The 13218-nt window shown below is 37.3% G+C and carries 11 protein-coding genes and 1 riboswitch; of the genes, 3 read left to right on the top strand and 8 right to left on the bottom strand.

Translation table 11 applies throughout. From position 1 onward, the window contains the following. Window positions 1–88: 88 nt before the first annotated feature. The 5 genes from JML65_RS13320 to JML65_RS13340 form a co-directional block, all read right to left on the bottom strand. Window positions 89–766, bottom strand: a complete 678-nt coding sequence (locus JML65_RS13320; protein ID WP_084086985.1) for a hypothetical protein — start codon at window positions 764–766, stop codon at window positions 89–91. An 85-nt stretch (window positions 767–851) separates the two neighbouring features. Next, window positions 852–1937 carry a peptide chain release factor 1 gene (prfA, locus tag JML65_RS13325; protein WP_047491851.1) on the bottom strand — a complete coding sequence of 362 codons (1086 nt, stop codon included), beginning with the start codon at window positions 1935–1937 and terminating at the stop codon, window positions 852–854. A gap of 116 nt (window positions 1938–2053) precedes the next feature. Continuing rightward, window positions 2054–3382, bottom strand: a complete 1329-nt coding sequence (locus JML65_RS13330) for an APC family permease (protein ID WP_202271132.1) — start codon at window positions 3380–3382, stop codon at window positions 2054–2056. A gap of 6 nt (window positions 3383–3388) precedes the next feature. Beyond that, a complete protein-coding gene (locus JML65_RS13335) occupies window positions 3389–5833 on the bottom strand; it encodes a TonB-dependent receptor plug domain-containing protein (protein WP_202271133.1) in 2445 nt (814 codons plus the stop codon). 94 nt (window positions 5834–5927) lie between these two features. Beyond that, a riboswitch (SAM riboswitch) is annotated at window positions 5928–6033 on the bottom strand. Between the two features lie 172 nt (window positions 6034–6205). Further along, window positions 6206–7252, bottom strand: a complete 1047-nt coding sequence (locus JML65_RS13340; RefSeq protein WP_237390883.1) for a T9SS type A sorting domain-containing protein — start codon at window positions 7250–7252, stop codon at window positions 6206–6208. 145 nt (window positions 7253–7397) lie between these two features. On the opposite strand from JML65_RS13340, the gene JML65_RS13345 reads away from it, so the two are divergent. Next, window positions 7398–8258 carry an AraC family transcriptional regulator gene (locus JML65_RS13345; RefSeq protein ID WP_202271135.1) on the top strand — a complete coding sequence of 287 codons (861 nt, stop codon included), beginning with the start codon at window positions 7398–7400 and terminating at the stop codon, window positions 8256–8258. A gap of 92 nt (window positions 8259–8350) precedes the next feature. Here the strand turns inward: JML65_RS13345 and JML65_RS13350 are convergent, their stop codons facing one another. Together JML65_RS13350 and JML65_RS13355 are read right to left on the bottom strand one after the other, a co-directional pair. Further along, complete coding sequence (locus tag JML65_RS13350) at window positions 8351–8635, bottom strand: hypothetical protein (RefSeq protein WP_174772367.1); 285 nt, start codon at window positions 8633–8635, stop codon at window positions 8351–8353. Window positions 8636–8727: 92 nt separating this feature from the next. After that, window positions 8728–10335: a fumarate hydratase gene (locus JML65_RS13355; RefSeq protein WP_202271136.1), complete on the bottom strand. Its 1608-nt coding sequence runs from the start codon at window positions 10333–10335 to the stop codon at window positions 8728–8730. Between the two features lie 137 nt (window positions 10336–10472). Between JML65_RS13355 and fumC the strand changes: the two genes are divergently transcribed. Next, on the top strand, window positions 10473–11867 hold the full coding sequence (fumC, locus tag JML65_RS13360; RefSeq protein WP_115916917.1) for a class II fumarate hydratase: 1395 nt from the start codon (window positions 10473–10475) through the stop codon (window positions 11865–11867). A gap of 146 nt (window positions 11868–12013) precedes the next feature. Beyond that, the gene (locus tag JML65_RS13365; RefSeq protein ID WP_123863272.1) at window positions 12014–12205 is read left to right on the top strand and encodes a bacteriocin-like protein; all 192 of its coding nucleotides are present in this window, start codon (window positions 12014–12016) and stop codon (window positions 12203–12205) included. 77 nt (window positions 12206–12282) lie between these two features. Here the strand turns inward: JML65_RS13365 and JML65_RS13370 are convergent, their stop codons facing one another. Further along, a complete protein-coding gene (locus JML65_RS13370) occupies window positions 12283–13218 on the bottom strand; it encodes a Dyp-type peroxidase (RefSeq protein WP_202271137.1) in 936 nt (311 codons plus the stop codon).

Below are 13218 nucleotides of genomic sequence, written 5' to 3' on the forward strand. Positions count from 1 at the left end.
ACGGTTTTCTCAAAAATACGTAAAGTATGTGAAATAAAAAAAGCCCCGAAAACAGGGCTTTTAAATCTTTAATATATTAGTAATCACACTATTCTTTCGATCCGAAACTATCAAAATAGAAATCGGTCAGGTTGGTAACAATCTCATCCGGGCTACCGTTCCAGTAATATATTTTATTGTTTTCTTTAAGTTCATACAAACTGAACTCCTGATCAACACTCACTGTTTTATCTGCATTTTTAAAATCCTGAACAGACTGAGTAAGATATTTCTTCAAGTCTTCAGCTTTTACTTTCTGTGGATTTTCTGTAGGTTCCGGGGCTAATTTTGAAGGAACTTTAAAGCTTACGGCATAACTTACCTCTGCAATTTTTTGCCCTTCCACATATTCATTCGGCACCACCTTCACACTTTTAACACTAAGTTTTCCTTTTCTGAAGTTTTCAAACATCACTCTGAAGTAATCTTCAGCTTCTTTTTTACAAGCTGAGGCTACTGTTTTTGGGAAAGCTGTCAGAAAGTTTTCGGCTGTCGTCTTAACTGTTTCTTCAGAAGTGTCTTTAAAGTTGACCTGATAAGCATCCTGACCTTCTACAGTAGGTCTTAGATAATCATTAAGCTTACCAATTGAAGCATCATCATTATTCACAAATGCTCCAAAAAACAATTCAAAAGCTTCTGCCGGTTTTTTTACTTCCGTCTGGGCCGTTGCATAATTACCCAGCATGGTAAGTACTAAAAATAAAATAATTTTGTAGTTTTTCATAGTTTATATTTTATGATATGTTGTTGATTTGGAAAAAATAAAGCCTCCAAAAAAATCGGAGGCTTTACTTTTATTTTTAAATATTTTAATAATTTTCTTCTTCTCCTTTCATCTTTTCTGCATTTTCTGCCATGATTACAGCATCTATCATTTCCGCGATATCTCCATTCATGTAGGCATCAAGATTATACATAGATTTATTGATTCTATGGTCTGTTACTCTTCCCTGAGGATAATTATATGTTTTGATTTTTGCAGAACGGTCTCCTGTAGAAACCATGGTTTTTCTCTGGGCAGCAATATCTCCCTGAACTTCCTGCAATTTGATATCATATAATTTGGCACGAAGCATTTCCATTGCCAATTCACGGTTAGCTAGCTGAGAACGGGCCTGCTGGCAAACCACTACAAGACCTGAAGGCTTGTGTGTAAGCTGAACTTTAGTTTCAACCTTGTTAACATTCTGACCTCCTGCTCCTCCTGAACGTGAAGTCTGCATTTCAATATCAGCCGGGTTAATCTCTACATCCACTTCTTCAGCTTCAGGTAAAACAGCAATGGTAATTGCAGAGGTATGAACCCTTCCCTGAGATTCTGTTTCCGGTACACGCTGCACACGGTGAACTCCTGATTCAAATTTCATAATCCCATAAACACCTTCACCTTCCACCTTCATAATCAATTCCTTGTATCCTTTCGCCGCTTCATTAGAATCTGTCACTTCATGTCTCCATCCTTTTGTTTTGAAGTACATGGAATACATTCTGTAGATATCTTCCACAAAAATAGCTGCTTCATCACCTCCGGTTCCGGCACGTAATTCCACAATAATGTTTTTGTCATCTGCAGGATCTTTAGGAATAAGCAATACTTTCAGCTCTTCTTCCAAACCTGGAATCTTAGCCTGAGCTTCTAATTTTTCTTCTTTTGCAAGATCTACCAAATCTCTATCCGAACCATCGGCAATGATCTCATCAGATTCTTCAATAGCATCCAAAGCTCCTTTGTACTGATCATAAACCTTTACAATTTTGCCCAAATCACTATATTCTTTGTTTAAAGAAGAATATCTTTTTTGGTCTGAAATGACATCAGGCTGTATAATAAGGTCTGCAACCTCATTATATCTTTGTTTTATAGCTTCTAATTTTGGAATTAATGATTTAGACATTATAGAATTTTTGTGGGTGCAAAGATAAGGATTATTAATTCAAAATTAAAATTACAAATCAGCATAAATTTTTGAGCATTAGACTAAAAATCCAAAAGGTCAATTTATCAATTGTCTTATTCGCTTTTGGAATCATCCATTTCCGGCTTACTTCTTTTAGAAAGTTTTCTGTCTATTAAGTACAGGACAACTCCTACAGCTACAATTCCCAGTCCAATAAAACTTTCCTTAGGATTATGAATCAGGGTAAAATAAAGAATATAAATACTGAACAGTAAAAAAACCGTGGGGAAAATATAAAAAGCATTGGATTTAAATATTTTCCGGTCTTCTTTTTTAAGAAAATATACCGTAGAAATGGCCAGACTGGCAAATAACTGAAGAATGAATGCTGTATAAACGAAAATTTCCTTAAAACTTCCTGTTAAAATAATTACCGAAGCAATAACAGCATGGGCAAAAATAGCTCTTACCGGGATTCCTTTTTTGTTACCCGTGGAAAGAGGCTTCCACAGATAAGTATCCTTCGCAAAAGCCTGAGTAAGCCTCGAACCTACCCATAAATACCCACTAATGGTTGCAATCAGTTGTAAGGCAATAAAGATATTCACTATTTTTCCAAAGGTAGAGCCCAGCATATTAACTGCCGCTTCACCCATTACATCTTCTTTTCCTGCCAATTGATTCACTGAGGCATGTTTCAGCATAATGTAATTGACTAAAATATAGCTTACTGTCACAAAAACAGTCCCTATAATCAGAGATTTAGGAAGATTTTTCTGCACATCCTTTATTTCTCCCGCGATATAAGACGCTGAATTCCAGCCTGTATAAGAATAGGTAACAAATACCAGGGAAGTAGCAAAAGCAGGAAGCATGATTTCATTCTGCCAGCTGTCACTGAAATTAAGACTGTTCCCTATCTGGCCAGATTCCGAAAGTCCCACGCCCAAAATAACCAAAACGATAATAAAGGTGATCTTGATTAATGTAAAAAAATTATGAAACCTACTTGAAGCTTTTAAACTAAATGATAAGGCGGCAGCCACCAGAAAAATTGCAGCGATGGCAAAACTATTTCCAAATGTGTATTGAAATACTGAAAGATATTTTGACATGGCTAATGCCGCTAAAGCCACCGGGGAAGAGAAACCGATAATCAAAGAAATCCAACTTATAAGGTATCCAAATAACGGATGATAGGTTTCTTTGAGATAAATGAAGTCTCCGCCATTGCCTTTAAAATGGGATCCTAATTCAGCGTAGCAAAAAGCCCCGAATAATGCCAGAATCCCACCAATACCCCATAGCAGAAAGATGCTGTAGGTATTTGTAATATCAGATAACTGAAATCCCAGTGTTGTAAAAATTCCGGTTCCTATCATATTGGAAACCACAATGGCTGCAGCTGTTTTCCAGCCGATCTGATGTGAAGGAGTATTCATTAATGATTAAAAATTAAAATTAAGCCTTCCGAAGAAATAGCTACCTAATGTTCCCATTTGTACCGGAGCATATTTAAATACTCCATAATATGAATTTTCATAAATCTGACGATCCGGGAACACATCAAAGACATTATTAGCACCTACGGTAAAGTTGATATTTTTTGTAATATCATACCCTACACTGACATCTGTAATCACTTTCGGTGAAAATTCCTGAACGCTTCCAAAAGGATATCCGTCTCTTATTACTTTACCAAAATAGGTATTTCTTACGAGAAAATTAAACTTTCCCATTCCATAATTCAATCCTAATGAGGCCTTTGTTTTGGGTGATAAAGTTTCTATAATATTGATCTGATCAGGCCCAAAAAACTCATTCTGAGGAGTTCCCAGGTTTTCAGGGAAATGAAAATCTGTAATTTTTGTTTCTGTATAATTTCCGGCAAGGTTCACATTCAGGTTTCCTCCACCCAATTTCCAGTCGTAGGAAATAACCAAATCCACACCTTTCGTCTCCGTATCAATAGCATTGGCAAAAAATCTACCGCTTTCAACTTCTTTTCCCACCCCTACTACATCAGGATCTGATAATCTGGAATCTGTAATATTACTTGTAATGACAATTCTGTCTTTCACTTTGATGATATAACCATCTAAAGTAATGAATAGTCCTTTCGCCGGTTTTAAAGTAAATCCAAGGCTTCCGTTGACCGAGGTTTCCTGTTTTAACTTATCAAATCCAAGAACCTGTGCCGCTTTACTGTCGTTATTAAAAATTCCTTTAGTTACAATTGTGGACCCTGAAGTTGAAATATCTGCATAAGAATTGTTGAAATACTGCTGTTGCAGAGAAGGTGCTCTGAAGCCCGTTCCTACAGCTGCTCTTACCGCATAATTTTTTAAAAACTCATATCGTACGGCGAGTTTTCCATTCAGGGTATTTCCAAAATCAGAATAGCTTTCAAATCTTGCCGCAACATCAATATTCAGCTTTTTATCCAAATCATAAGATATATCAGCATATACCGCTGTAGAATGCCTGTCTTTTTTTAAGGTATTATCCGGTGAAAAGCCGATGAATGACTGTGATCCCCCTGCTCCTATCACTGTTGATCCCGTACCTGCTACATTTCCGTTGACATCATATTGGGTATAGGATGCAGGATCTCCGGATTTAATCTGATATTGTTCAAATCTGAATTCACCTCCAAATGCTATATTAAACCGGTTTATATTTTTAGAGACGTCAAGATTAAGGGTATTTTGCAGAAAACTGTGTGCCCCGGCATAAAATCGGGTCGGTGATTTTGCTCCTAAAGAAGCATTATTCGTATTGCTTACGTTATAATTGAAAGTATTGTTTCCAAACGTATTGCTTACATCAAAAAGCCAGTTGTTTACATTATATTTTGCTCCGACAGCATAAGAGATATCATATACCTGAGATCCCAGCTCCGCCTGAAATCCGTTGGGATAAAGTGATGAAACAACATTAAACGTTTCACTGGGAAGCCTTCTGAAGCCATATCCTTTTCCCTCTTTGATACTGAAACCACCAAATGAATAGAGTTTAAAATGATCATTAAAAGGATATTCTGAATTAAAAAACAGCTGCGCCTGCTTGATCTGTGCATCTCCGATCTGAAAGTTGAAATCGTCACGGGTTAAACCTCTTTTTCTAATTTCCTCATCATCTGCAGCTCTTGCCGCCTCCGGATCATCTGCGAAAGGATACGCAAAATTATTTCCGAAAATATCCAAATCATGATTTTGAGTCCTCGTTGTTTTCCCTCTGTGGCTTAGCTGTAATGAAAGATTGACATACCCTTCTTTTTTTCCTAATGAAGCCCCATAATTAACTCCTGCCTGATAGGTGTCTCCATCATTCCTTCCGCTTAATCCGTAAGTAATACTTGCTGAAGCGCCTGCATTTTTTTTGAGTATAATATTGATTACTCCCGCAATGGCATCAGAGCCATACTGAGCTGCCGCCCCATCTCTTAATACTTCAATTTTTTCAATAGCAATAACAGGAATTGTACTCAAATCTGTTCCCACAGAACCATTTCCAACGGTATTTTGATAATTGACCAAAGAAGTGGTATGTCTTCTTTTTCCATTAACCAATACTAAGACCTGATCCGGGCCCATTCCTCTTAATGTTACAGGATCAATATGCTCGGTTCCGTCAGAAGCAGACTGTCTTACGGAATTAAATGAGGGAATAACATAGTTCAATAAATCCTGAACCGTTATTTGGGGGGATGCTTTCTGTATTTTTTCAATATTAATAACATCTACGGGAACCGGTGTTTCAAGTTTTGTCCTTTTAACATTACGATTTCCTACGATGATAATATCTTCAATTTGTTTTCCTTTTTCTTCCTGTTCCTGGGCAGCGATCCCAATGGTGCCAAGCAATAATACAGCTATGCTTACTTTTTTCATCTTTTGTTCCTGCAAAAATTATTATACATTCCGAGAATCAATCCTCAGACACACAAGACTTCAAGAAATGGAATTCATATAAGAATATTGACTTCAATTATCTCCCCCATCGGGTTGGAATTAGCACCTTTACACTTCTGGAATTGTGTAGGTTGCTAAGGTTTCTTTGGGCCAAATCCCTCCACCTTTCTTGATAAATCTACTGCAAAAGTAGACTATTTTTTTCAATATGCAAAAGCCGTTTTTACGATTTGCAAACGCAGCATAAAAAAGGCTTATGAAAAATTTCATAAGCCTCCCTAATAAAAGTAATTGTAATTGAAGTGAACTATTTTATGTAAAGGGAATACAGTGATTCTACAAGAAAACTGCTTATCCTTTAATAATCTTTTTAGAAACGGTCTGTCCGTTTTTTAATTTTATTTCTACAATGTATAAACCGTCCGGAAGTCCTGTCATATTAACCTGATCATTTAAAAACCCGGCCTCCATCTTTTGTCCTACTGTATTCGTTATCATTATACTTTCAATCGAGGAATCTGCTTTAATGGTAAGAATTCCTTTTGTTGGATTGGGATACATCCCTATGCTGTTATGATTTAGTCTTACCTCCGAAGTAGCAAGTGCCGAGGTAGGTTTAATACATCTTACTGATGCTCCCTGCCCTCTGGGTGCCCCTGCTGAGGCATTAGCACTGATGGTCCCTACGTACAGATATTTCCCTCCAAGCCCGGATACATCCGAACTCCAGAAATACCCTCTCTTTCCTACAAAAGTAAAACCAGCGTCTGAAGAACTGCGATATCCTCCTGCAGGCAATTTCAGATGACTGCTGTAAGCGCTTGCGGGGGCCGTAACACTTTCAAGGCTAACAATACTTGCCCAGTCTGCCTGTGTTGGCATTCTCCAATCGGCACCTATTGCCTTACATGGGTCTACACCCACTGTCTTTCCCAGCCCATCTATGTTCTTTGCGGTCCATTCATCATTAGCTTCAAGAGTAGACCACCACGCGGGTGTTCCTATGATGTACGAGCTCACCCCTGCTAAGCCGTCCGGCCTGTTAGGAGTAGGAGCAGAAACTGTGGCTGAATTTCTTAACTGATGGCCGTCATCCCATCTTCCCCACTGAAAGAAATCTCCATATGAAGCTTCATCATCCAGAGAAGAGGCTACTTTAGAGCTTCCCAGGTTCTGCTGCAGCCATATTTTTCCATCATTAGCTCTTACAGTCGTATAGGAAACCGTTTGGCCTTGGTAAGTAAATTTCACACATCCTACATCTCCAGGATTATTTCCAGGGTCTGCATTGGTACAATTTTGAGGATTTCCCTGCGCATATAAACCATTCAAAGCGATGAGTATCAGCATCATTCCCGCGCTTAGTTTTCTCATCACAAAATATAGATTTTCAAACATAATCAATATTATTTTTAATTATTCTAAATTTAATTTAATTTTGCGCAAAAGTAGCTTACCCGTTTAATTCAGAGTTATCATTTTCCAACTTTTAGTTATCCGATATAGGAGTTATATATGAACACCATCAAAAATAACACTGATTATGAGTAATTTAGAAGAAGAAAAGATATTATTTGCCTCAGATAATATTAGCATAGAATTTTGTTCCGAACGATATTCAAAAACGTCAATACTGGAAGCTGGATCGAGTTTTAACCTACTCTTTCTATTGGGTTCGGACATATATCTTGAAAAATCTGCCGGTCATCTTCCAATAGTATTCAGAAAAAATCAATACATTCTTTATTATTCATCAGAAGAAAACAGAGCAGAATTACGATCTGATAGTCAGGAAGCATTACAATATCTGCTGATCCGGATTGACTATCAGTATATCAATCACCTTATCAATCCCCAATCCAGTGAGGAAAGTGCTGATATATTGGAAAACATGATGAGAAACAGCTTCATCTATTTTCATAAAGAAACACCACCCACCATGACTGTTGAAATGCATATAATCCTTAAAGAAATCATCGGATCTTCAAAAAAAGGTATTATTCAGAAGTTATTTATTGAAGCAAAGCTCATCAAGCTGCTTATTCTTGTATTCGAACAGTTCCACGAAAAAAACAGCGCACAATCAGCCCCAAAGGCCCCTGAAATGATCAAGAAATACATCGATGAAAATTACCACAGAAATATAAAGGCTGAGGAAATAGGAAAACTGATCGGGATTAATCAGAATATCATCCGGCAGGAATTTAAGAGTCAATATCATATAACCATTTCCCATTATATTTCTGAACTAAGAATGCTGAAGGCAAAAAAAATGATTACCAACAGTGATGTAATGATCAAAGAAATCGCTATTGAATGTGGGTATGAATATGTACAGAATTTCACCCGTGCTTTTAAAAAGAAATTTGGTGTTGCTCCTGAAAACCTGAGAAATAACAAATAGAAAAACCGCCTAAAAAATTAAGCGGTTTATATATGTTGTTTTGCTTTGATATTACTTTTTCAGAATTAAGGTGAAAAAGCAATGACAATCAATTAATGATGATGTCCGTGATCGTGAATGAACGGTCCGTTACCTTTAGGTTGGTTGTAAAGAACCTCTACACCTTCCTGCTCATAAATATTCTTTCTTCTGATATCTTCAGGATCGAAAGCCTTTACTTTTCCAAAGTATTCTTTCAAACCTTCCGTAAGCCACATTGGAATGACTAATCCGAAGAACATAAAAATACACCAGAACCCTACTAAGAACATAGTAATAAAGAATACAGTCCATAGGAACTGGTAGAACGGCCAAAATGCTGATAAAATAGTTATCATTCTCTTTAGATTTTAGGCAAAAGTAGAGCTTTTTTCTTTTTTACACAAAAGATATAGGCTCTATTTTATAATTTATTTTAATTTTAAACTAACTAGTGGGCAAGATTTGCGAAGAAATCGTTTCCTTTATCATCCGTAATAATGAATGCAGGGAAGTCTTTTACTTCAATTTTTCTTACAGCTTCCATTCCTAATTCCGGGAAATCCACAACATCTACAGATACAATATTATCCTTTGCAAGGATAGCTGCAGGCCCTCCGATAGATCCAAGATAGAATCCTCCGTATTTATTACATGCATCTGCAACATCTTTACTTCTGTTTCCTTTAGCCAGCATGATCATACTTCCGCCATGGCTTTGAAACTCGTCAACATACACATCCATTCTTCCTGCGGTAGTAGGTCCGAAACTTCCTGATGCCATTCCTTCCGGAGTCTTTGCAGGTCCTGCATAGTAAATCGGGTGGTTTTTGAAATACTCTGGCATTGGTTTACCACTATCTATCAGTTCTTTAATCTTAGCATGAGCGATATCTCTTGCTACGATAAGGGTCCCATTTAATTTTAGTCTTGTTTTGATTGGATATTTTGAAAGATCAGCTAAAATATCCTGCATAGGCTTATTCAAATCAACTTCTACCGCTTCTTCCAAATGGGGAGGGGTAGCTGGTAAAAATCTCTTTGGATCCTGTTCCAATTGCTCAAGGAAAATTCCTTCTTTTGTAATTTTTCCTTTGATATTTCTATCTGCAGAACAAGAAACTCCCATTCCTACCGGACATGAAGCTGCGTGTCTTGGAAGCCTGATCACTCTTACATCATGGGTAAGATATTTTCCACCAAACTGTGCTCCAATAGCACTTTCCTGGCATATTTTCTGAACTTTAGCCTCCCATTCAAGATCTCTGAACGCCTGTCCGGCTTCATTTCCTTCCGTCGGAAGATGATCATAATACTTAGCCGAAGCTTTCTTTACAGCCGCAAGGTTCGCTTCTGCAGAAGTTCCTCCAATGACTAAAGCAAGGTGATACGGAGGGCAGGCTGCCGTTCCAAGATCTGAAATTTTCTCTTTGATAAACTCTTCAAGAGATTTTTCGTTCAGTAAAGATTTTGTTTTTTGGTACAGGAATGTTTTATTGGCAGAACCTCCTCCTTTTGTTAAAAACAAGAACTCATAGTAATCTCCTTTTTTAGCATAAATATCAATCTGTGCCGGAAGGTTGGATCCTGAATTTTTCTCATCAAACATAGTTAAAGGAACCACCTGAGAATATCTTAAGTTTCTTTTTTGGTAGGTATTGAAAATTCCTCGGCTTAAAAATTCACCGTCGTCTACTCCTGTGTATACATTTTCTCCTTTTTTACCCATTACAATTGCTGTTCCTGTATCCTGACAAGAAGGAAGAGCTCCCTCTGCAGCTACTGCAGCGTTCTGTAGCAGGTTATAAGCAACAAATCGGTCATTGTCCGTAGCTTCAGGATCATCAATAATTTTTCTAAGACTCTCTAAGTGAGAAGAACGTAACATAAAAGAAACGTCAGCCATAGCTTCCTCAGCAAGTAATTCCAACCCTTTAGGATCTACAGTTAAGATTTCCCTGTCTCCTAATTTTTCAACTTTTACATAATCTGATGTAAGCTTTTTATACACCGTATCATCTTTCTGAATTGGATACGGATCCTGATATCTAAATTCCATTCAATTTTTTGTTTGCACAAAAATACGGCTACCGTAAAAAAATATGAGTAAAATCAGTCATTAAAATTGATATTTATAATGATTATAAATTGCGAAATTCTGGTGTTATCAGTAACTTTATAAAAATTTCAATCACAATGAATTACAGAATAGAAAAAGACACCATGGGCGAAGTTCAGGTACCTGCAGACAAATTTTGGGGAGCACAGACAGAGCGTTCCAGAAATAATTTTAAAATAGGTCCTGAGGGTTCAATGCCCCACGAAATCATTGAAGCATTTGCCTATTTGAAAAAAGCAGCAGCGTACGCCAACAGCGATTTGGGAGTTCTTGCTGCTGAAAAAAGGGATATGATTGCTAAGGTCTGTGATGAAATTCTGGAAGGAAAACTTAATGATCAGTTCCCACTGGTTATTTGGCAAACCGGGTCGGGAACTCAGTCAAACATGAATGTCAACGAAGTTGTTTCCAACAGGGCACATGTCAATAATGGGGGTACTTTAGGAGAGAAATCTGAAATCCACCCAAACGATGATGTCAATAAATCTCAATCATCCAATGATACCTATCCTACAGCGATGCATATTGCTGCTTATAAAAAAGTAGTGGAAGTAACGATACCTGCTGTAGAAAAATTAAAAAATACATTATCTGAAAAATCCAAAGCATTCAAGGATGTTGTAAAAATCGGAAGAACCCACCTGATGGATGCTACTCCACTTACCCTTGGACAGGAATTTTCAGGATATGTCGCTCAGCTGGAATTTGGCTTAAGAGCTTTAAAAAATACACTTCCTCACCTTTCTGAACTTGCACTTGGTGGAACGGCAGTAGGAACCGGGTTAAATACTCCAAACGGCTATGATGTAAAAGTAGCTGAGCATATTGCAAAATTCACCAACCTGCCTTTTATTACTGCAGAAAATAAATTTGAAGCTCTTGCTGCTCATGATGCCATTGTTGAAAGTCATGGTGCTTTAAAACAGCTTGCCGTATCTTTATTCAAAATTGCACAGGACATCAGGTTATTGGCCTCAGGACCAAGATCAGGAATTGGTGAAATTCACATTCCAGAAAATGAACCTGGGTCGTCTATCATGCCGGGGAAAGTAAACCCTACTCAAAATGAGGCGCTAACTATGGTTTGTGCTCAGGTTTTAGGAAATGATACCACCATTTCTTTTGCCGGAACTCAGGGAAATTATGAGCTTAATGTTTTTAAACCTGTTATGGCTTACAATTTCTTACAATCTGCCCAGTTGATTGCCGATGCATGTATTTCATTTAATGATCACTGTGCAGTTGGAATTGAGCCTAATCACGAGAGAATTAAAGAGCTTGTTGACAAGTCTTTAATGCTTGTAACAGCTCTTAATACTCATATTGGTTATGAAAATGCAGCTAAAATTGCAAAAACAGCCCATAAGAATGGGACCACGTTAAAAGAAGAAGCTGTAAATCTGGGGCTTTTAACTGCCGAACAGTTTGATGAATGGGTAAAACCTGAAGACATGGTGGGAAGCCTGAAATAGGATTACAAACACAATATATCAATAAAAGCCTTGGAATTCCCAAGGCTTTTTTAATGATGCAAAATACTGAATAACAATTTTTTATTAAATTCAGATTTGCGTATTATTTTTTCATAAATTAGTGATATAATTTCAAAACAAAAGCCATGAAAAACCTAAAGAAATTAAAGAGACAAAGCTTAAAGGAAGTATTAGGCGGAAATTCAGCATCAAACTGCCAGGGGAAATTTAAATATCCTGCTTATTATAATGGATATTCGGCATGTTGCGTTGCACAAACAGACTATCCATGTTCCCAGACTGTCATGTGCCAACTTCCTATCGGAATGTGTGATTGAGATTGTCATTTGATATCATCTCTGTAAGTAATTGATAAAAGGGCTGCCTCCGTAAAGAAGCAGCCTTTTTTCTTATATTATCCTGAAAATTCGTCAAGCATATTTCTGGTTGGAACAAAGAAGAGCGTACCCGTTACCGCTGTACTGAAGTCTAAAATTCGGTCATAATTTCCCGGAGGATCTCCAATAAACATATGGGTCAACATCTTTTTCGTAGTGGTAAAAGTACTTGCATAAGAAATGAAATAGGTTCCAAATTCATTTTTAGAAGGGTTTCCGAAAGGCATATTATCTCTTACAATCTTAAGTTCTTCACCATTCTCTCCTTCTACATTCGCTAAAGCAATATGTGAGTTTGAAGGTTTTACTTCATCAGACATTTCAATATCATTTTCCTTTGATCTGCCGATTACCTTCTCCTGGTCTTCTGTAGAAAGACTTTTCCAGGCATCCATATTATGAAGATATTTCTGAACAAAAAGATAGCTTCCTCCCTGATATTGAGAATCTTCATTTCCAATTTTCGCAAAATAATCACGGTCTTCTCCGTGTGGGTTTTCTGTTCCGTCTACAAAACCAAGAATAGACCTTGCATCCCAATATTTAAATCCATGAATTTCCAGAATACTTTCTGCTACGGAACTTAATAGTTTTGAGATTTCAACACCCATATCGAATATAACACTTTGATTGTCTGCTCTTAAATGAAAATGCAAATCTCCGGGAGTAGAAACAGCAGTATGCTTTATCCCTTTTATCTCTTCGAAATTCGCAAGTTCCTTGGGCATAGGAGTAGGAAGACTTAGCTTTTTCCATGCTTCAAAGCCAATTCCCATCACACAGCTTGCTCTGCTGCCCGGGAATCTGTTGAAAACAGAATTATTAAGATTTAAAACCAAAGCACATAGCTCCTGGAAAACATCTTTCAGCTGTGGAACATCATTAAGCCTCCACACCATGAATATGGTATTCGTGTTAGGGTAATCCGTAACATTTTGCGATTCTAAACTCAT

This window comes from Chryseobacterium sp. KMC2, from assembly GCF_016756935.1.
In the GTDB taxonomy this organism is placed as follows: domain Bacteria; phylum Bacteroidota; class Bacteroidia; order Flavobacteriales; family Weeksellaceae; genus Chryseobacterium; species Chryseobacterium rhizosphaerae.